The 19,920-nt window shown below is 74.7% G+C and carries 17 protein-coding genes; 6 read left to right on the forward strand and 11 right to left on the reverse strand.

The window, feature by feature from the left end:
* Positions 1 to 35 precede the first annotated feature (35 nt).
* Positions 36 to 671 carry a hypothetical protein gene (locus HUT16_RS12625; protein WP_176188289.1) on the reverse strand — a complete coding sequence of 212 codons (636 nt, stop codon included), beginning with the start codon at positions 669 to 671 and terminating at the stop codon, positions 36 to 38.
* Positions 672 to 778: 107 nt separating this feature from the next.
* Here HUT16_RS12625 and HUT16_RS12630 point away from each other — a divergent pair, with 107 nt between their 5' ends.
* Positions 779 to 1,291 carry a SigE family RNA polymerase sigma factor gene (locus HUT16_RS12630; RefSeq protein WP_176188291.1) on the forward strand — a complete coding sequence of 171 codons (513 nt, stop codon included), beginning with the start codon at positions 779 to 781 and terminating at the stop codon, positions 1,289 to 1,291.
* Positions 1,288 to 2,421 carry a hypothetical protein gene (locus HUT16_RS12635; RefSeq protein WP_176188293.1) on the forward strand — a complete coding sequence of 378 codons (1,134 nt, stop codon included), beginning with the start codon at positions 1,288 to 1,290 and terminating at the stop codon, positions 2,419 to 2,421. The genes HUT16_RS12630 and HUT16_RS12635 overlap by 4 nt, the downstream gene beginning before the upstream one ends.
* Positions 2,422 to 2,511: 90 nt before the next feature.
* Here HUT16_RS12635 and ahcY read toward each other — a convergent pair whose 3' ends face one another.
* The 6 genes from ahcY to HUT16_RS12665 all read right to left on the reverse strand — a co-directional run bounded on the left by ahcY (position 2,512) and on the right by HUT16_RS12665 (position 8,660).
* A complete protein-coding gene (gene ahcY / locus HUT16_RS12640; protein ID WP_176188295.1) occupies positions 2,512 to 3,960 on the reverse strand; it encodes an adenosylhomocysteinase in 1,449 nt (482 codons plus the stop codon).
* Positions 3,961 to 4,148: 188 nt separating this feature from the next.
* Complete coding sequence (locus tag HUT16_RS12645; protein ID WP_176188297.1) at positions 4,149 to 5,123, reverse strand: cation diffusion facilitator family transporter; 975 nt, start codon at positions 5,121 to 5,123, stop codon at positions 4,149 to 4,151.
* Between the two features lie 68 nt (positions 5,124 to 5,191).
* Positions 5,192 to 6,352: an SIS domain-containing protein gene (locus HUT16_RS12650; RefSeq protein WP_176188299.1), complete on the reverse strand. Its 1,161-nt coding sequence runs from the start codon at positions 6,350 to 6,352 to the stop codon at positions 5,192 to 5,194.
* 32 nt (positions 6,353 to 6,384) lie between these two features.
* Positions 6,385 to 6,567, reverse strand: a complete 183-nt coding sequence (locus tag HUT16_RS12655; protein WP_099899595.1) for a Trm112 family protein — start codon at positions 6,565 to 6,567, stop codon at positions 6,385 to 6,387.
* Positions 6,568 to 6,689: 122 nt separating this feature from the next.
* Entirely contained in the window at positions 6,690 to 8,081 is a 1,392-nt protein-coding gene (locus HUT16_RS12660; protein ID WP_176192639.1) for a phosphomannomutase/phosphoglucomutase, read from the reverse strand.
* Between the two features lie 120 nt (positions 8,082 to 8,201).
* Positions 8,202 to 8,660, reverse strand: coding sequence for a DUF3499 domain-containing protein (locus HUT16_RS12665; RefSeq protein WP_176188301.1), 459 nt, complete (start codon positions 8,658 to 8,660; stop codon positions 8,202 to 8,204).
* Positions 8,661 to 8,694: 34 nt separating this feature from the next.
* Here HUT16_RS12665 and HUT16_RS12670 point away from each other — a divergent pair, with 34 nt between their 5' ends.
* A complete protein-coding gene (locus tag HUT16_RS12670; protein WP_176188303.1) occupies positions 8,695 to 9,141 on the forward strand; it encodes a metallopeptidase family protein in 447 nt (148 codons plus the stop codon).
* A 54-nt stretch (positions 9,142 to 9,195) separates the two neighbouring features.
* Here the strand turns inward: HUT16_RS12670 and HUT16_RS12675 are convergent, their stop codons facing one another.
* The 3 genes from HUT16_RS12675 to HUT16_RS12685 all read right to left on the reverse strand — a co-directional run bounded on the left by HUT16_RS12675 (position 9,196) and on the right by HUT16_RS12685 (position 15,193).
* Entirely contained in the window at positions 9,196 to 10,878 is a 1,683-nt protein-coding gene (locus HUT16_RS12675) for a DUF5719 family protein (protein WP_176188305.1), read from the reverse strand.
* Positions 10,879 to 12,077: 1,199 nt separating this feature from the next.
* Positions 12,078 to 14,711 carry a glycosyltransferase family 2 protein gene (locus HUT16_RS12680; RefSeq protein ID WP_176188307.1) on the reverse strand — a complete coding sequence of 878 codons (2,634 nt, stop codon included), beginning with the start codon at positions 14,709 to 14,711 and terminating at the stop codon, positions 12,078 to 12,080.
* Between the two features lie 209 nt (positions 14,712 to 14,920).
* Positions 14,921 to 15,193 carry a WhiB family transcriptional regulator gene (locus tag HUT16_RS12685; protein WP_033255587.1) on the reverse strand — a complete coding sequence of 91 codons (273 nt, stop codon included), beginning with the start codon at positions 15,191 to 15,193 and terminating at the stop codon, positions 14,921 to 14,923.
* 745 nt (positions 15,194 to 15,938) lie between these two features.
* Here HUT16_RS12685 and HUT16_RS12690 point away from each other — a divergent pair.
* From HUT16_RS12690 to HUT16_RS12700, 3 genes are read left to right on the forward strand one after another with little or no spacing between them, the layout of a single operon-like run.
* Entirely contained in the window at positions 15,939 to 16,496 is a 558-nt protein-coding gene (locus tag HUT16_RS12690) for a cysteine dioxygenase family protein (protein WP_254898296.1), read from the forward strand.
* Positions 16,497 to 16,516: 20 nt separating this feature from the next.
* Positions 16,517 to 17,488 carry a 2-phospho-L-lactate transferase gene (gene cofD, locus HUT16_RS12695; protein ID WP_176188309.1) on the forward strand — a complete coding sequence of 324 codons (972 nt, stop codon included), beginning with the start codon at positions 16,517 to 16,519 and terminating at the stop codon, positions 17,486 to 17,488.
* Positions 17,485 to 18,789, forward strand: coding sequence for a coenzyme F420-0:L-glutamate ligase (locus HUT16_RS12700; RefSeq protein WP_176188311.1), 1,305 nt, complete (start codon positions 17,485 to 17,487; stop codon positions 18,787 to 18,789). Before cofD ends, HUT16_RS12700 begins: the two co-directional genes overlap by 4 nt.
* A gap of 175 nt (positions 18,790 to 18,964) precedes the next feature.
* Here the strand turns inward: HUT16_RS12700 and HUT16_RS12705 are convergent, their stop codons facing one another.
* On the reverse strand, positions 18,965 to 19,879 hold the full coding sequence (locus HUT16_RS12705; protein ID WP_176188313.1) for a DNA-3-methyladenine glycosylase: 915 nt from the start codon (positions 19,877 to 19,879) through the stop codon (positions 18,965 to 18,967).
* Positions 19,880 to 19,920 lie beyond the last annotated feature (41 nt).

Below are 19,920 nucleotides of genomic sequence, written 5' to 3' on the forward strand. Positions count from 1 at the left end.
GCCAGGCGCCACCCGCGGTCAGGCGTCGCCCGCAGTCAGGCGTCGCGGCGCGGGTTGGGCGGGGAGTCGAGTTCCTCCAGTTCGATGCCGGGGGCGCCGAGCAGGACGTCCCCGGTGAGGTGGAGGTCGCGGACCTCGCCGGTGTCGAGGTCGGTGACCCGGTAGTGCTCGACCGGGAGCGGGCCGCTGTCGGTGGGGTGGTCCGCGACGGAGTGGAGCTGCCAGCCCTGGTCGAGGGTGCGGGGGGCGAGGGAGTCGCCGGTGAAGGAGACCAGGCGGATCCGGGCGCTGCCGCCGGGGTCGAGGGCGAGCAGCCGGGCGGTGGCGACCAGGAAGGCCGGGGAGTCGCCGGTGAAGGCGTGCGCCCGGTCCTCCCCCTCGGTGGCCCCGGCGGGCCCGCCGGGGGCGGTGCCGGAGGCGTCGGCGCGGACCCAGTGGACGCCGTCGAGCGCGCCGCCGCGGACCTGCCAGCCGCCGGAGCGGAGTTCGAGCCGGATCGGGCGGTGCCGGGCGTCCAGGGTGAGGTCGACGGTGCCCTGGACGGTGCCGTCGGGGCGGTAGCGCTTGGCGACGTAGCGCCAGCCGGCGGGGCCGGGGGCGCACTGGAAGCGCTCCTCGCCGAGCGGGGTTCCGTCGTGCGGGTCGTGGAGGGAGTAGCGGCCGTTCGGCATGGGGGGAAGCCTACGTAATCGGGGGTGCAACCTTCTCGGGGGCGGGCCGCATCAGGGGGGCGGTGGCGCGGCCGTGCCACCGGTCACGGGGAGGAGGGGCTGCCGGGATGGCGGAGCTGGCGCGGGACGAGGAGTTCACCGCGTTCGTGGCGTCCAGGGCGGTCTGGTTGCGGAAGGTCGCGTACCTGCTGTGCGCGGACTGGCACCGTGCGGACGACCTGGTGCAGGAGAGCATCACCAAGCTGTACACCCACTGGGGACGGGCGGGCCGGGCGGAGAACCGGGACGGCTACGCGCGGACGGTGCTGGTGAACACGTTCCTGGCCGAGCAGCGCACCGCGTGGTGGCGGCGGACCAGGCCCGCGGCGCGGCCGCCGGAGGGCGCGCCGTCCGCGGAGCCGGACCTGGCGGTGTCACTGGACCTGCGGGAGGCGTTGGCGGCGCTGCCGCCGCGGCAGCGGGCGACGGTGGTGCTGCGCTACTACTGCGATCTGACGGTCGAGCAGACCGCGGCCGAGCTGGGGTGTTCCAGCGGCAATGTGAAGAGCCAGAGTTCGCGGGCGCTGGAGGCGCTGCGGCGTTCCGCGGCGCTGCGTCCGGTGGGGAGGTCCGGGGCATGAGCGGGGACGGTGAGGAGCTGTCCGTGCGGATGGCGCGGTACGTGGCGGCCCAGGAGGCGTCGGCGCCGCCCTCGCGGGTGGATCCGGTGCTGGCGGTGGTGCGGGGCCGGGAGCTGCGCCGGCGGCGGACCTGGACGCTGGTGTCGGCGGTGGCGGCGCTGGCGCTGTCGGTGGGCTCGTTCGCGGTGCTGGGCACCGGGGGCGGGGCGGGTTCGGCGGGGATCCCCGCCGCGCCGCGGACCGGTTCGCCGACCGGATCGCTGCCGCCCGACGCGTACCGGGTGGCGCCGCCGACCGAGCAGAGTTCGGCGGTGCCGGTGGTCGGCCGGACGGTGCTGACGGTGCCGGGCCGGTTCGGTTGGCTGCCGGACGCGGTGACCACGCTGGAGTACCGCTCGGAGTCGACCGGGGTGGACGCGGTGGCCTCCGGCGACCCGGCGGACCGCGACCAGCTCCTGTTCCGCCTGACGGCGTTCCCGGAGGGGGTGACCCCGAACGTGGACCCGCTGATCGGCGCGGGGGACGGGCTGCGGGTGGACGCGCCGCCGGTGAACGGGCAGGAGGCGTACTGGGTGACGTCGAGCGACCCGGCGTTCGCGGCGGCGATGAACCAGCTGCGGTTCCGGGGCCCGGACGGGATCTGGTACCAGCTGGACAGCTCGGGGCTGTCGGACGCGGACCGGCAGCAGCTCCCGCTGCGGGTCGCGGCGGGGGTGGTGCCGGGCCGGTACACGCCGCCGCTGCCGATCTCGCTGTCCGCGCTGCCGCCGGACACCGTGGTGACCAACGCGTCGCTGCGGCGCTCCGTGCACGGCGCGCTCCGGTGGGAGGCCTCGCTGACCCTCCAGGAGCGGGGCACCCACTACGTCGCGGTGTGGGCGAACCCGGCCGGGGACGGCGGCTCGCCGGGGCCCTCCGGGTCGCCGGGGCCCTCCGGGTCGCCGGAGCCGGGCGGGGACGGGTTCCCGGCGTCCGACCCGGGACTCTGCTCGTCCGGGTACGGGGTGCGGTGGTGCGTGAAGGAGGTGAACCCGGTCGCGGACGGGGAGGACACGATGCCGGCCTGGCTGACCCGGGTGACACCGCGCGGCTCGGACGAGCGGTCCTGGTCCGCCGACGTGCTGCCGTAGCGTCCCGCGTGCTGCCGTAGCGGGCCGGAACGCGCCGGTGCCCGGCCCCCCACCGCGGGGGGCCGGGCACCGGCGCGTGCGGGCGCCGCGTCAGTAGCGGTACTGCTCGGCCTTGTACGGGCCCTCGACCGGGACGCCGATGTAGTCGGCCTGGTCCTGGGTGAGGGTGGTGAGCTTGACGCCGAGGGCGTCGAGGTGGAGGCGGGCGACCTTCTCGTCCAGGTGCTTCGGGAGGACGTACACGCCGACCGGGTACTGCTCGGTCTTGGTGAACAGCTCGATCTGCGCGATGGTCTGGTTCGCGAAGGAGTTGGACATCACGAAGGACGGGTGGCCGGTCGCGTTGCCGAGGTTGAGCAGGCGGCCCTCGGAGAGCACGATGATGGTCCTGCCGTCGGCCTTGCGCCACTCGTGGACCTGCGGCTTGACCTCGGTCTTGACCACGCCGGGGAGCTGGGCGAGGCCGGCCATGTCGATCTCGTTGTCGAAGTGGCCGATGTTGCCGACGATGGCCTGGTGCTTCATCCGGGCCATGTGCGAGGCCATGATGATGTCCTTGTTGCCCGTGGTGGTGATGAAGATGTCGGCGGACTCGACGACGTCCTCCAGGGTGGCGACCTGGTAGCCGTCCATGGCGGCCTGCAGGGCGCAGATCGGGTCGATCTCGGTGACGATGACCCGGGCGCCCTGGCCGCGCAGCGACTCGGCGCAGCCCTTGCCGACGTCGCCGTAGCCGGCGACGACGGCGACCTTGCCGCCGATCAGGACGTCGGTGGCGCGGTTGATGCCGTCGATCAGGGAGTGGCGGCAGCCGTACTTGTTGTCGAACTTCGACTTGGTGACCGAGTCGTTGACGTTGATGGCCGGGAACAGCAGCTTGCCGTCGCGGTGCATCTCGTACAGGCGGTGGACGCCGGTGGTGGTCTCCTCGGTGACGCCCTTGATGGTGGCGGCGACCTCGGTCCACTTCTGCGGGGTCTCGACCAGGGTGCGGTTGAGCAGCTCCAGGATGATCCGGAACTCGTCGTTGTCCGCGGTGTCGGGGGACGGCGCGGCGCCGGCCTTCTCGAACTCGACGCCCTTGTGGATCAGCAGGGTGGCGTCACCGCCGTCGTCCAGGATCATGTTGGGGGTCTGGCCGTCGGGCCAGGTGAGCGCCTGCTCGGTGCACCACCAGTACTCGTCCAGGGTCTCGCCCTTCCAGGCGAAGACCGGCACGCCCTGCGGGTTCTCGGGGGTGCCCTCCGGGCCGACCGCGATGGCGGCGGCGGCGTGGTCCTGGGTGGAGAAGATGTTGCAGGAGCACCAGCGGACCTCGGCGCCCAGCGCGGTGAGCGTCTCGATCAGCACGGCGGTCTGGACGGTCATGTGCAGCGAGCCGGTGATCCGGGCGCCGGCGAGCGGCTGGGAGGCGGCGTACTCGGCGCGGATCGACATCAGGCCGGGCATCTCGTGCTCGGCGAGCTGGATCTCCTTGCGACCGAACGGGGCCAGGGAGAGGTCGGCGACCTTGAAGTCGCCGGTGGGCTGGTCCGACATTGCGAACTCCTCGCGGGATGGGCCTGGTTACGGGTGTGCTGAGCGGCAGAGGGCGCGCGGGAGCGACCCTCTGCTGCGGCACAATCCGTCGGAGGACCTCTCTCCCTCGACCGGAGCCACGCTCCGATCGACCGCCATCAGCAGCGACGTTTGGCACTGCTGACGAATCTACACCGATCGGCCGCGGCTCAGTGGGCGTTCCGGCCGGGACCGCCCGGAGTGGCGTCCGCGTCGGGGCCCGCCAGCGCCTTCTCCTCGGAGTAGATGTCGGGCTCCAGGTAGATCGCCCGGGCGATCGGCACGGCCTTGCGGACCCGGGCCTCGGCGTGGTCGATCGCCTCGGCGATCACCGCGGCGCTGTCCTCCGCGTTGACCCCGATCTTGGCGGCGACCAGCAGTTCCTCGGGGCCGACGTGCAGGGTGCGCATGTGGATCACCGAGGTGACGGTGTCGTGGTCGACCAGCGCCGCGCGGATCCTCGTCACCACGTCGGCGTCGGCGGACTCGCCGATCAGCAGCGACTTGGTCTCCAGCGCCAGCACCAGGGCGATGACCACCAGCAGCACGCCGATGCACAGGGTGCCGATGCCGTCCCAGACCGCGTCCCCGGTGGCGACGGTCAGGCCGACGCCGCCCAGCGCCAGCGCCAGGCCGATCAGCGCGCCGGTGTCCTCCAGCAGGACGACCGGCAGCTCGGGGGCCTTGGCGCGGCGGATGTAGGCGGCCCAGCCGTGCCGGCCCTTGTCCTTCGACGCCTCCTTGTAGGCGGTGAAGAAGGAGTAGCCCTCCAGCAGGATGGCGAACACCAGCACGCCGACCGGCCAGTACCAGTTCTCCAACTCGTGCGGGTGGGCGATCTTCTCGTAGCCCTCGTAGATCGCGAACATGCCGCCGATGCTGAACAGCACGATCGAGACCAGGAACCCGTACACGTACCGCTCGCGGCCGTAGCCGAACGGGTGCTCCTCGGTGGCGGCCCGCTGCGAGCGCTTGCCGCCGACCAGCAGCAGGACCTGGTTGCCGGAGTCCGCGATCGAGTGCACGCCTTCGGCGAGCATCGAGGACGAACCCGAGAACGCGAACGCCACGAACTTGCTGACCGCGATGCCCAGGTTCGCGGACAGTGCCGCGACCAGTGCCTTGGTGCCGCCTTCGGTACTCAACCCCGTACGTCCCTCCGCGCGGGCCCGGGGCTTTGCCGGGCCTTTGTTGACGAGGGGACGATACCGTGTCAGCTCCGGGTGGCCAGGCCCAGGTACACCGCGGCGAAGTCGGTCAGGCCGATCAGCTCGGCCAGCGCCTGCAGCGGCTCCTCCCGGCTGGAGGCGTGCTCGGTGATCCGGACCTCGTGCGCGGCCGCCAGCCGGCGGGCCCGGGCCACCGGCCAGCCGGGCTGCTCCAGCTCGGCCACGCCCGGGGTGTGCCGCAGCAGCAGCACCTGCAGCTGGAGCGCGACCGGCTCGTCGACCCGGTCGCGGAAGAAGTCGTCCGGGTCGGCGCCGAGCCGACCGGTGAACATGCCGCGGTGCGCGGTCAGCGCCTGCGGGAGGCGGGCGGCCAGCGCGGGCAGGCCGGCCCGGTCGGCCAGGGCGGCGGCGAACCGCTCCGCCGCGGCGGCGGCCGGGGCGCCCTCGGCCCACAGCAGCGGGACGGTCTCGGCGAGCCGGGCGGCCAGGGACTTCGCCGGGTTGTCGTAGGCGTGCGCGTCGGGGCGGCAGCGCACCGCGACCTCGTCGAGGCGGTCGGCGGCGGCCTCCAGCGCGCCGGGGGCGAGCTGGGTGACGCCGATCCGGTCGGTCAGGGCGAGCAGCGGGGCCAGGAAGGCCCACAGCGCGGCCGGGTCCTCGGCCGGGAGGTCGGGTTCGGCGTCGGAGCCCTCCGGCTCCGCCGTGCTGGGCTCGAACGGCAGCGGCAGGGCGCGCACCTGGAGCGCCGCCTCGAACAGCTCCGAGCCCTCCGGGGCGATCACCGCGATCGCGCAGCCGCGGCCGTACGCCTGCTCGGCCAGGTTGATCAGGCCGCCCTCGCGGCCGTTCTCGCTGGCCACCACGATCAGGTCCAACGGACCGGCCCAGCCCGGCAGTTGCCAGGTCTCGCCGTCGGTGAAGGCGAACCCGCCGGGGCGGGCGTCGGACGGCGGCAGCGGCCACACCTGGCTGCTGGGCACCGCCAGCGCCGCCAGCACGGCGGCGGCGGTCAGCACCCCGCCGTGCCCGGCGACCAGCACCGCGCGCGGCCGCCCGTCCGGGTTCAGCGCGCCGACGCCGGCTGCGTCGGCCCGGCGCAGCGCGATCCGGATCCGGGCGCCCGCCCCGGCCAGCGCCAGCAGCTCGCGCCGCCGGTCGGCGCGCAGCACGGCGGCCGGGTCGTCCAGCAGGGAGTCGTCGAACATGGCGCTGGCCTCCAACGGCTGGCGGGGCAGGGTCAGGACGGGCGGCGGGCCTCGTCCACCAGCAGGACCGGGATGCCGTCGCGCACCGGGTAGACCAGACCGCAGCCCTCGCCGGTGCAGCGCAGCTCGTGCACCTCGCCCTCGGTCTCCTCGGCCAGCGGGGAGCGGCACTCCGGGCAGACCAGGATCTCCAGCAGGAAGGACGGCAGGCTCATGGCGGTCGACTCCGGGGGTTCGGGCAACGGTGCGGGAAGCCGGTGACACAGCAGTACCCCGGCCGGTGGCAACCCTACCGGCCGGGGCACGCGAAAAGTCAGCGGCGGGCGGACCGCCGCGGTCAGCCGCGGACGATCGCCAGCACGCCGTCGCGCAGCTCGGCCATCTTCGCCGGGTCCTTGGCCTCGGCGTTCAGGCGCAGCAGCGGCTCGGTGTTGGAGGCGCGCAGGTTGAACCACCAGTCCGGGCCGGCCACGGTCAGGCCGTCCAGCTCGTCGGTGGTGACGCCCTCCAGGCCGGCGTAGGCGGCGCGCACCTTCTCGGTGGCGGCGGCCTGGTCGGCGACGGTGGAGTTGATCTCGCCGGAGGCGGCGTAGCGCTCGTACTGGGCGGTCAGCGCGGACAGCGGGCCGTCCTGCCCGCCGAGCGCGGCCAGCACGTGCAGCGCGGCCAGCATGCCGGTGTCCGCGCGCCAGAAGTCGCGGAAGTAGTAGTGCGCGGAGTGCTCGCCGCCGAAGACCGCGTCGGTGTTCGCCATCTCCTGCTTGATGAAGGAGTGGCCGACCCGGGTGCGGACCGGGACGCCGCCCAGGTCGCGGACCACCTCGGGGACGGTCCAGGAGGTGATCAGGTTGTGGATGATCGTCGGGTTGGCCTCGCCGCCCGCCTGGGCGCGGGCGATCTCGCGCTCGGCGACCAGGGCGGTGATCGCGGACGGGGAGACCGGGTCGCCGTTCTCGTCGATCACGAAGCAGCGGTCGGCGTCGCCGTCGAAGGCCAGGCCGATGTCGGCGCCGACCTCGCGGACCTTGGCCTGCAGGTCGACCAGGTTGGCCGGGTCCAGCGGGTTGGCCTCGTGGTTGGGGAAGGTGCCGTCCAGCTCGAAGTACATCGGGACGACGTCCAGCGGCAGGCCGTCGAGGACGGTGGGGACGGTGTGGCCGCCCATGCCGTTGCCCGCGTCCACCGCGACCTTGAGCGGGCGGATTGCGGTCAGGTCGACCAGCTTGCGCAGGTGGTCGGCGTAGCCGCCCAGGGTCTCCTTGGCGGACAGCCCGCCCACGGCGGCGGGCGCGGCGGCCGGGACGTGCACCTTGCCGTCCTCGTCGAGCCAGGACTCGACCAGCTCGCGGATGTCCGACAGGCCGGTGTCCTGGCCGACCGGGGCGGCGCCCGCGCGGCACAGCTTGATGCCGTTGTACTGGGCCGGGTTGTGCGAGGCGGTGAACATCGCGCCGGGCAGGTCCAGGCTGCCGCTGGCGTAGTACAGCTGGTCGGTGGAGCACAGCCCGATCTCCACCACGTCGGCGCCGCGGGAGGCGGCGCCCTCGGCGAAGGCGCGGGACAGCGAGGGCGAGGACGGGCGCATGTCGTGGCCGACGACCACCGCGCTGCCGCCGATCACCTCGACGAAGGCCGCACCGAAGGCGTACGCCAGCGACTCGTCCCACTGGTCCGGCACGACGCCCCGGACGTCGTACGCCTTCACAAGCTGCTTGAGGTCCCGCACCAGAATGCTCCCGTGTGTGTGCTGCGACGTGCTGCGGGCGTACCGGACGCATCCGTCCGAACCGCAGAGGGGCAGCGTACCCGGCCCCGGCGAACGGGCGGCGCGCCGTCCGGCACCCGCAGGTCAGCTCTCCGGGGAACGCAGCACCCGCAGGTGCCCGCGCCGGCCCGACTCGCCGTCGGCGGGCGGGCCCTGACGCGGCGTGCGCTCCTGCGGGCGGGCCGCCTCGCGCACGGCGTTCGCCAGTGCCTCCAGGTCGTCGCTGCTGCGCCGCAGCGGCCCGGTGTCGCCCGCCAGGCGGACCACGTCCCAGCCGCGCGGGGCGGTGAGGCGCTCGGCGTGCTCGGCGCAGAGGTCGTAGCAGTGCGGTTCCGCGTAGGTCGCCAGCGGGCCGAGCACCGCGGTGGAGTCCGCGTAGACGTACGTCAGCGTCGCCACGGCCGGACGGCCGCACGCGGTCCGCGAACAACGACGTACAGAGCTCACGAGGGTGGACGGTACCGCAAGTCGGACCGGCCCGCGAAGACCCGCCCCCGGCTCGCGTGTCCCGTCGCCGTTACGCGCCGTGCTGGAGTGGTCCACTTCCGGGCATCCAGGGACTACGCTCGACACTGCTATGGACAGCTCGACACCCCCGTCCCCGCCCGGTCCCGGTCGCCGCAAGCACCGCGACCGGCACGGCCGCGGCCTGCGCGGGCCGCTGGCCCCGCCGCAGGTGCCCATCTCGCTGACCCGGTCCGAGCTCTTCGACGACTACGTCCGGGAGTCCATGGAGCGGCTGGTGCGGCGCTGGCCCCAACTGGAGGACGTGGAGTTCGCCGTCCTGGAGGTCCCGCTGCCCGCCAAGGGCGAGCCCGAGCCGGACACCGTGCCGCTCGGCCGGGTGATCCCCGGCGTGACGGGCCGGCGCAGCCGGATCCTGGTCTACCGGCGGCCGGTGGAGATCCGCGCCAAGTCCAAGGAGGACCGGGCCGCGCTGGTCCACGAGATCCTGATCGAGCAGGTCGCGGAACTGCTGGGGCTCTCGCCGGACGCGATCGACCCGCGCTACGGCGAGGAGTAGCCAGGCCCCGGGAGGCGCACCGCCGGGGGCCCGGGCCCCCGGCGGTGCGCTCCGCTACTTGATGACGATCCCCGGGTCGGCGGCGACGTGCGGGACCTGCACGGTGGCGTGGTCGTCGCGGAACTGCTGGGTGGTGAAGGTGGGGACGTCCTTGGTGGTGGCGCTGAGCTGGCGGGCGGCGACCACCGGCCCGCCGCTCAGGGTCTGCAGGGTGATGCCGTAGGGGCCGTTGGCGCCCTCGGGGTCGATGCCCTCGACGGTGACGGTGGTGCCGACCGGGACGTCGACGTCCTTGGTGACGGGGGTGCCGCCGCTCGCGCCGGCCGAGCTGGTGACCTTGACCTTGGCGTCGGTGCCGACGGCGGTGAGCATCAGCTTGGTCTGGCCGGCCCGGTTGTCGGCGACGGAGGCGCGGGCGCCGACCGGGGAGGCGCCGGAGAGCCAGGTGGCCTCGGTCTTGCCCTTGTTCTCGCGGTCGACCCGCAGGCCGGCCACGACCGGGGTCGGGTGGCCCTCGCTGGTGGGGGTGAGCCGGATCGCGCTCGCGCCCTCGCGGGTCTCCGCGGAGAACTGGAAGTCGAGGACGGCGGTCATCCCGGCCTTGACGTGGACGGTCTCCTTGCCCGCGGGGGTGAACCAGCCGTTCTTGCCGGAGAGCTGGACCTTCAGGTCGGCGTCGTCGGCGGAGTCGGTGGCGACCACCAGGTGGGCGGTGGTGACGTCGTCGGGGATGCCGGGGATGGTGACGCTCGGGCCCGGGTCGGCGGAGGGCTCCAGCCAGTCGGTGCCCTTGCCGGTGTCGATGGCGTGGACGCCCGCGCCGACCCGGCCGCTGCGGGTGACGACGTGCAGCGCCAGGTCGTCGACGGGGCCCTTGGTGAGGCTGCTGAGCAGCAGTTGCTGGGACTGGCCGGGGCCGACCGAGATGTTGCTGGCGAGCTCGTTGTCGATCAGGCCCTTGTCGCCGTACATCCGCAGGTCGACGACGGCGGTCTGGCTGTCGGCGTTGACCAGGGTGACGTAGTCGACCCGGTTGCCCGCGGTGCTCGCGCCGGCGAACCAGAAGCTGGTGCCGGAGGGCACGCAGTCGGCGCCGGAGAGGCTGGTGCCGCCGTTCTCCGAGGTGGTGACCTGGGTGGCGGTGAAGCCGGGGGCGAGGTTGCCGGTGGCGATCGCGAAGCTGCCGGGGGCGTCGTCCTTGTTGGCGGCGGGGCCGGTCGCCGGGACGCCGGGCTTGGCGAGGGTGACGCGCGAGTCCAGCACCGGCGCACCGACGTTCGGCGCACCGGCGTTCGGCGCACCGGCGTTCGGCGCGGAGGCGCTGCCGGAGGGCTGTTCGGACGGCGCCCCGGAGGGGGCGTCGGAGGGCTTGGCGGAGGCGGCGGGCTGCGCGGGGTTCTGCGCGGCGACCACGTTGTCGTGGTTGGCGTCGGCGAGCAGGCCGGTGCCGGTGCTGCCGGTGCCGCCCTCGGGGCTGAACAGGGTGAGGGCGGTGGAGCCGGTGAGGCCCTGCATCGGCGGCGGGCAGACCAGCGCGGTGCGTTCGACCTGCGCGGTGGTGCGGGCGCCGCCGGCGCCGGTGGCGGAGGAGGCCGGGGAGCGCAGTTCGGCGATGCCGAACACCAGGCCGAGCACGGCCACACCGGCCAGCAGGGACTGGCCGGTCCGGCTGCCGCCGGTCACGGCGCCCAGGTCGGGGGCCTTGAGCTTGGGCGCCTTCAGGGTGGGCTTCTTCATCGCGGGTCAGCTCCCCGTCCCGGGCTGCTGCGGGTGGCCGCCGCCGTAGGGGTCGTTGGGGTCGTAGTAGGTGGTGGGCTGCTGCTGTTCGGGCAGCCAGGGCTGCTGCTGCTCGTCCTGCTGCGGGTAGCCGGCGGCGTACGGGTCGTTCCAGCCCTGGGCGGGCGGGGCGTCGTAGCCGTAGGGCTGCTGCTGCTGGCCGTACTGGTCGTAGCCGTCGCCCTGGTGGGGGGCGCCGACGGGCTGCTGGGTGTAGTCGTAGCCGTAGCCGTCGGACTGGTAGCCCTGCTGCTGGTACGGGTCGGCCTGGTACGGGTCCGCCTGGTAGGGGTCGGCGAAGGTCTCGGGCTCGGGCCGGTAGGGCGCGGGCTCGGGTTCGCCGACGGGCTGGGGCGGGATGCCGGGGGCGTAGACGCCGGGTTCGGCCTGCGGGTCCTCGCCCTCGCCGCGCTCGGCGAGGCGGCGGGCCCGGCGGCTGCCGGGGGCGGGCGCCTGGGCCTGGGCCTGGGCGGCCAGCGCCTGGGCGGCGACGATGTCCTCGGGGATGTCGTCGTCGTTGGTGTTGCGGCGGCCGGGCAGCGCCAGGACCAGCACGACCGCGCCGAGCGCGAGCCGGCCCCAGGCCCAGGCGGTGTGGGCGGCGCTGCCGGCGCGGGTGACGTCGAGCCGTCCGCCCTCGGCGGGGAGGGTGAAGCCCTGCGCCCAGCCGTCCACGGTGACGGCCTGCAGCGGCTTGCCGTTCAGGGTGGCCGTCCAGTCGGGGTCGGCCTGTTCGGCGAGCCGGAGCTGGCGGCCGGCCGGGCCGGCCGGGACGGTGGTCCAGATGTCGTGCTGCCCGGAGGGGACGGTCACCGGGACGGTGCCGGGGCTGGTGATCTGCGCCCGGCTGCCGGGGACGCTGCTGATCTGCCACAGGCCGGTGCCGTTGTCGAGGCTGAGCCGGACGATGCCGGGCGTGGTGTCCAGCACGTCGCGGACCTTGGCGATCACCGGGTCCTTCACCTGGATGTAGCCGACGCCGTACCCGGCGAGGGTGCGGGCCAGGTCGCCGCCGGAGCCGGCCAGCAGCTTGGCGGTGAGCTGGGCCAGCTGCCCGTCGGCGGCGGCGTCCACGGTGCCCTCGGCCTGGCCGGTGGTCAGGCCGGCGCCGCGGACCAGCGCGTACCGCACCGAGGCGCCCTCGGCGTCGCCGGTGACGGTCAGGGTGCGGGAGCGGTCGGTGGTGTTCCCGGACTCGGCGATGAACGCCGGGACCTGGGCCTCGGTGCCGCGGCGCAGCGGGCCGTCGGCGCCGGTGAGCGCCCACCAGACGGCGGTGCCGACGGGGGCGAGCACGGCGCTGGCGAGCACCAGGGCGGCGACCGGCTGGCGCCAGCCGAAGGCGATGCCGGAGACGCGGGTGTTGGCGCCGTCGGCGCCGATCGCGGCGGCGGCGAGCAGCGCGACGCCGGCCAGCAGGGTGGCGGGGCCGGCCCAGGCGGCGGTCTCGGGGCCGCCGGAGGCGGGGTGACGGCGGTGCCGGCCACCGCGACGGAGAAGACCAGCCCGGCGGCGGCGGCGCCCCAGGCGGCCAGCACGGCGCGGCGGCGGTCGGCGCGCAGCAGGGCGGCGAGCGCGGCGAGCACCACGCCGGCGGACAGCCAGGCGGGGGGCGTGCCGGCGCCGCCGGGGTTGACCAGGACCAGGCCGAGCGGGTCGGCGGCGGGGCCGTTGAAGCCGGGCACGCCGGCCTCCAGCAGCAGCCGGGAGGGGTTCGCCAGCACCTGCAGCGACCAGGGGGCGAGCACCAGGACCGGCAGGCCGAGGATCACCACGACGCGCAGGCCGAGCAGCCGCACGGCCTGCGCGCCGGAGCCGAACGCGCCGCCGCGGAGCACCGCGTGGACCAGCGCGGCCAGGCAGAGCGGGACGGCGATGGCCCAGGTGAGCGGGACGAAGGCGGTGCTGACGGTGAGCATCAGCACGGTCATCCAGGCGGAGCGCCAGCCGGGGCGGGCGCCCTTGGCGGCGGTCTCCTTGCGGATGCCGAGGCCGGCGGTGATCGCGGCGGCGCGGGCCAGCGGGGGCAGCAGCACGGCGAGCACGGCGGTGCCGATCCGGCCCTGGGCGAGCGCGCCGGTGGCGGCGGGCAGCAGCGCGTAGGTGGCGCTGGCCCAGGCGCGGACGGCCTTGGAGGCGATCAGCGGCCGGGAGACCAGGTAGGCGCTGACCGCGGCGAGCGGCACCGAGAGCACCACGATCAGGGTGAGCGCGAGGTCGGCGTGGTCGAACAGCGCCCAGGACAGCACGGAGAGCACCGCGAGGTAGGGCGGGGAGGTGGCGGTGGAGCCGGTGCCGACGGCGTGCCAGGGCGCGGCGTACATGTTCCACAGGCCGGCCGCGCCGTCGGCGGCGGGCAGCAGGGCGCCGCCCTGGAGGTAGCCGGAGCCGATCAGGTTGCGGCAGGCGGCCAGCGCGAACAGCAGCAGCGCGGCGAACAGCACCGGGGCCGGGCGCCGGACCAACTTCTTGAGCAGGGCGAACTGTTCGACCACCAGGTCGTCGGTGTCGTCGTCGCCGGGGCCGGACTCGACCGAGCCGTGCCGGCCGCCGGTGTCGTCGGTGCCGCCGATGCCGAGCGAGGAGACCACGTTCTCGACCGCGAGCCGGACGGTGGCGCCGGGGGCCGGGAACAGCGTGCGGTCGTCCAGCGAGTCGACCGAGCGGGTCCTGCGACGGCGGGCCCGGGAGGCCATCAGCCGCGGCAGGCGCAGCAGTTCGTGGCCGAGGCCGGCGATCTCGTCGTAGGCCTGCCGGGGGTCCTTGCCGACCAGGTTGACGATCACCCGCAGGACGGTGCCGAGGATCAGCCGGAGCAGGACGTACGGGAAGAGCAGGCCCTTGGAGTTGGCGAGCAGGGTGTAGACGGCGCCGGCCTTGTCGACCCGGTGCGGGTGGGCGGGGGCGCAGTCGATGGTGCGGCGTTCGCGGCTGGCGGCCTCGGCGTGCCGGAGCACGGCGTCGGGGGCGACCACGACGCGGTGGCCGGCCGCGTTGACCCGCCAGCAGAAGTCGGCGTCGTCCCGCATCAGCGGCAACGCCTTGTCGAAGCCGCCGAGTTCCTCGAAGACGTCGCGGCGCACCAGCATGCCGGCGGTGGAGACGGCGAGCACCGGGCGGACCTGGTCGTGCTGGCCCTGGTCCTGCTCGCGGCGGTCGAGGCCGGTCCAGCGCCGCCCGGAGCGGGCGATGGTGACGCCGACCTCCAGCAGCTGCCTGCGGTCGTACCAGGAACGGAGCTTGGGGCCGACGACGGCGGCGGTCGGGGTGGAGTCGGCGACCTGGAGCAGGCGGCGCAGGGCGTCGGTCTGCGGTTCGCAGTCGTCGTGCAGCAGCCAGAGCCACTCGACCGGCTGGGTCTCGCGCGGTCCGCCGCGGCCGAGCTCGTCCTCGCCGGCGAGCGGGTCGCCGAAGTCGTCCCAGCCGCCGGTGACCGGGTCGTAGCCGGACGGGTCGAGGCTGTAGGAGAGGTCCTCGGGGCGCAGCGGGGGGCTGTTGAGGACGGCCTCGCCGACGGCGCGGCCGAAGCCGACCCGGCGGCCGAGGACCAGCGGGCCGCTCTCGGGGAGCCAGTCGCCGAGGGTGTCGGCGAGCAGCTGGGTGGAGTTGTCGGTGGAGCCGGTGTCCACGGCGAGGACGCGCTGGACCTGCCGGTCCTGGCCGAGCAGCCCGGCCAGCGCCTGCGGCAGCCAGCGGGCGCCGTCGTGCGAGACGATCACCGCGGTGACCAAGTGGCGCGGGTAGGCGGGCGGCCTGGCAGCGGAGAAGCCGCTCTGGTGGCTGTAGACAGTCATCGGGTGCGCGGACCACCGGTTCGGGTTTGACGGCAGATGACGCACCACACTAACGGCTCCGGGTGGCGCGATCGTCCCCGGCGGGTGTGAAGAGACGGTGCAGCGGGTACCGCCTCAGGCCGGTGCGGGGCCGCCGCCGGGCCCGGGAACGCGAGAGCGCCCCACCTCGTTCGGTGGGGCGCCGGCACGGGCCCAGGTGCTGCGGGGGTTCAGACCGCGCTCTTCTTGAGGCGGCGGCGTTCGCGCTCGGACAGGCCGCCCCAGATGCCGAACCGCTCGTCGTTGGCGAGGGCGTACTCCAGGCACTCGGCCCGGACCTCGCACGCCAGGCAGACCTTCTTGGCCTCCCGGGTGGAGCCGCCCTTCTCGGGGAAGAAGGACTCGGGGTCGGTCTGGGCGCACAACGCGCGCTCCTGCCAGCCGAGTTCCTCTTCTTCTTCCTCGATGCCCTCACCGATCAACAGCTCAAAGAGCTCGCTCATCCTGGCGCGCCTCCTCTACCCCTCTTGGCGTCCCCGTGGTGTTGCCGTTGCCGGTGCGGCGGAACGACACGAGAGAAATTACAGTTGCGTCACTCTGGCCCAGTCAAGCCGAGCTCTGGTATTGGGCCAAGGATTCACTCCCCGGAACCAAGCCACTACGAATAGTGTACATATCCGGACAACCCGGACATCGAGCCTGGTTCCTGACCGGCCGTCAGGCCGCACTGCCGCTCCCGACCGGGGGGCCCGGGGCGATCTCAGGGCGTCCCTTCCCGGGCTTTTTCACTTCGAAACCTTAATGGGCGCTTATCACCCCATCCGGTGGTTCGGAGTGGATGTGACCCGAATGTCCGTCAGCTCGCCTTGACACTGGAGGGTCGGTTGCGGTCTCCTTGCCCGCATGTCAGAGTTCCCGGCCACCTCCGCCGACCGGCGCCGCCAGGCGCTCCTCGGTGCTGCCGCGAACTCCTCGTGTTGTCGCCGCTGTCTCCGCTGTATCTAGGCGCCCGCGTCCCACCGCGCGCCGCCCCGGAACAGAGGCCGACCGCGTGACAGTCCCCCCTGAACGTCCTCGCGGCCCCGGCTGATCCCATCCGCAGCCGAACCCGAGGACGTCACCGTGCGAATGCCCCGCCTCCGCAAGCGCAACCGCGACCGCAAGCGTTTTCCCGCCCTCCCCGCGACCGCCCCGGCCGCGGGCACCCTCCCCGCGACCGCCCTGCCGGCCCCCCGCTGGACCGACGGCCTGAGCGACGTGTCCATCGCGGGCGACCCGCTGGCCTTCCCGCACCTGGCCCGCACCGACCTGCCCGCGCACCCCACCACGCTCGGCGGCTACGCCCGGCTGGTCCGCGAGATCGCCGCCGACCGCGCCCGCTGGGAGCCGCTGGTCCGCTACGACGCGCTGACCCGCTGGTACGCCCGGCTGGAGACCGGCCCCGGCTACGAGGTCTGGCTGCTGAGCTGGCTGCCCGGCCAGTCCAGCGGCTTCCACGACCACGGCAGCTCCTCCGGCGTGATGACCGTCCTGACGGGCGAGCTCACCGAGCGCTCGCTGACGGCCGGCGGCGAGGGCTCGCGCACGCTGGGCCCCGGCGGGCTGCGGGTGTTCTCCACGGGCCACCTGCACGAGATGGTCAACGCCTCGCTGGAGCCCGCGGTCTCCGTCCACCTCTACACGCCCGGCCTGGTCGAGATGAACCAGTACCCGACCACCGCCGGGGAGGCGACCGCACCGGCCCCCGCCGCGCCCGCCCCCGCCGCGCCCGCCGCCGACGGCCCGGGCCGTCACCGGGTGCACTGACGCGCTGGCAGGATGACGTCATGCGAATCACTGCGTTGGCGGGCGGGATCGGCGGAGCCAGGTTCCTGCGCGGGCTGCGGGCGGCCCTGACCCCCGAGGACCGGATCACCGTGATCGGGAACACCGGGGACGACATCCACCTCTACGGCCTGAAGGTCTGCCCCGACCTGGACACCGTGATGTACACCCTCGGCGGCGGCATCCACGAGGAGCAGGGCTGGGGCCGCACCGACGAGACCTGGTCGGTCAAGGAGGAGATGAAGGCGTACGGGGTCGGGCCCGAGTGGTTCGGGCTCGGCGACCGGGACTTCGCCACCCACATCGTGCGCACCCAGATGCTGGCCGCCGGGTACCCGCTGTCCGCCGTCACCGAGGCGCTGTGCGACCGCTGGCAGCCCGGCGTGCGGCTGCTGCCGATGAGCGACGACCGGGTCGAGACCCACGTCCGGATCACCGACGCGGACGGGCCGCGGGTGGTGCACTTCCAGGAGTACTGGGTGCGGCTGCACGCGGCCGTCCCGGCCGAGGCGATCGTGCCGGTCGGCGCCGAGGACGCGAAGCCCGCGCCCGGGGTGCTGGAGGCGATCGCCGAGGCCGACCTCGTGCTGCTGCCGCCGTCCAACCCGGTGGTCTCGATCGGCACCATCCTCGCCGTGCCCGGCATCCGCGCGGCGGTCGCCGCCGCGAGCGCCCCCGTGGTCGGCCTCTCCCCCATCGTCGGCGGCGCCCCCGTGCGCGGCATGGCCGACAAGGTGCTGGCCGCCGTCGGGGTGGAGACCAGCGCGGCGGCCGTCGCCCGGCACTACGGCGCGCGCCGGGACGGCGGGCTGCTGGACGGCTGGCTGGTGGACACCTCGGACGCCGCCGCGGTCGACGAGGTGGCCGCCGCCGGGATCGCCTGCCGGGCCGTCCCGCTGCTGATGGGCTCGGTCGAGGCCACCGCCGAGATGGCGCGCGCCGCGCTGGCGCTGGCCGCGGAGGTCGCCGCGTGAGCGGGGTCGAGGGGCTGCACGTCCTGCCGGTGCGCGGGCTGCCGGAGGTCGAGGCCGGCGACGACCTGGCCGAACTGATCGCCAAGGCGGGGGTGTTCGAGGACGGCGACGTCGTGGTGGTCACCTCCAAGGTGGTCTCCAAGGCCGAGGGCCGACTGGTGCGCGCCGACGACCGGGAGGCCGCGATCGACGCCGAGACCGTCCGGGTGGTGGCCCGGCGCGGCCGGGCCCGGATCGTCGAGAACCGCAACGGCCTGGTGATGGCCGCGGCCGGCGTGGACGCGTCCAACACCCCGCCCGGGACGGTCCTGCTGCTGCCGGTCGACCCCGACGCCTCGGCCCGCCTGCTCCGCTCCCGGCTGCGGGAACTGACCGGCCGGCGGCTGGCCGTGCTGATCACCGACACCTTCGGCCGGCCCTGGCGCAACGGGCTCACCGACGTCGCGATCGGCGCCGCCGGACTGCCCGTGCTGGAGGACCACCGCGGCCGGTTCGACAGCCACGGCAACGAACTGCGGCTCACCGTCACCGCCACCGCCGACGAACTCGCCGCCGCCGCAGACCTGGTCAAGGGCAAGGCCACCGGCACCCCGGTGGCGGTCGTCCGCGGCCTGGCCGGGCTGGTCACCGCGGACGACGGGGAGGGCGCGCGCCCGCTGGTCCGCCCCGCCGAGCAGGACATGTTCCGCCTCGGCACCTCCGAGGCCGTCCGCGAGGCGGTCACCCTGCGGCGGACGGTGCGCGCCTTCACCGACGAACCCGTCGACGGCGGCGCGGTGCGGCGGGCCGTGGCCGCCGCGGTCACCGCCCCCGCCCCGCACCACACCACGCCCTGGCGGTTCGTCCTGCTGGAGACCGAGGAGGCCAGGACCGGCCTGCTGGACGCGATGCTCGCCGCCTGGCAGCGGGACCTGCGGGAGCTCGACGGCTGGAGCGGAGAACGGATCGCCCGGCGCACCGCCCGGGGCGAAGTGCTGCGCGGCGCACCGTACTTGATCGTGCCGTGCCTGGTCATGGACGGCTCTCACGACTACCCCGACGAGCGGCGGGCCGCGGCCGAGCGGGAGATGTTCGTGGTGGCGGTCGGCGCCGCCGTCCAGAACCTCCTGGTCGCGCTCACCGGCGAGGGCTACGGCTCGGCCTGGGTGTCCTCGACGATGTTCTGCCGCGACACCGTCCGCGAGGCGCTCGGCCTCCCGGCGGGCTGGGACCCGATGGGCGCGGTCGCCGTGGGGCGGGCGGCCGAGGAGCCGCGGGAGCGTCAGGCTCGGGACGCGGCAGCCTTCCTGACGGTGCGGTAGCCGACAGGGGCTCGGGGAACGGCGAGGCCGTGGCTGCGGGCGGTGCACTGCCGTGGCGCGCGTCTGCTTCTGGTTCCTGTTACGGCACGCAGCAGCACGGACCTTCGATGGGCTCCGGCCACCAGCAGCATCGACCCGCCGTTCCCCGGCCCCCTGGTGGTGCGTGCCCGTCCGCCTAACGGTTGCGGTGGTCGTTGGGGGTGAGGCGGGGGCCGTACTTCGGGGGGCGGGCCCCGGTGAGGGGGAGGATGCGGCAGAGCCGGTGGCGGTGCGGGCGGTAGGGCTCCAGGAGGGCGAGCATCTGGGCGTCGTCGCTGCGGGGGCGCCCGGCCAGGGCCCATCCGACCGTGTTGGGGAGGTGGAAGTCGCCGACGGAGACGGCGTCGGCGTCGCCGTTGCTGCGCTGGAGGGTCTCCGCGGCGGTCCAGTGGCCGATGCCGGGGACGGCGGTGAGGCGGGCGAAGGCGTCCGCCGGGGGCATCGCCGCGGCCTGTTCGAGGCGGGCGGCGAGGCGGGCCGCGCGCAGGACGGTGGCGGAGCGCTTGGGGTCGACGCCCGCCCGGTGCCAGGCCCAGCTGGGCACGAGGGTCCATTCGCGGGCGGTGGGGACCACCCGCATGCCGAGGTCGGCGGCCGGGCCGGGGGCCGGGGTGCCGTGGTCGCGGAGCAGGGTGCGCCAGGCCCGGTAGGCCTCCAGGGTGGTGACCTTCTGCTCCAGGATCACCGGCACCAGGGACTCCATCACCAGGCCGGTGCGGGTCAACCGGAGCCCCGGGCAGGAGCGTTGGGCCTCGCGGAGCGGCCCGGGCGGCAGCACCAGCCCGGCCGGGTCGTCGTGCGCGCCGAGCGTCGCGGGGAGCTGTTCGAGCAGCCACCCGGCGCCGGGCCCCCAGCCGGTGGCGTCGATCCCGTCGGCGCGCTGGAGGATGCGCAGGGTGCCGGGACCGTCGGGGGTGCGGGAGGCGCGCCAGACGGCCCCGTCGGGGGTGCGCTGGAAGGCGGGGTCGCCGGCGCCGTGCTGGAGCGGGAAGAGGGTGCGTCCCAGGTCGAGCGGGTAACCGGGCCGCCACTGCCGGGTCTGGGCGGGCATCGGCACTTCCTCGGGTTCCGGGACGGCGCCCCGGGGCTCGG

It is taken from the genome of Kitasatospora sp. NA04385 (assembly GCF_013364235.1).
Taxonomy (GTDB): Bacteria; Actinomycetota; Actinomycetes; order Streptomycetales; family Streptomycetaceae; genus Kitasatospora.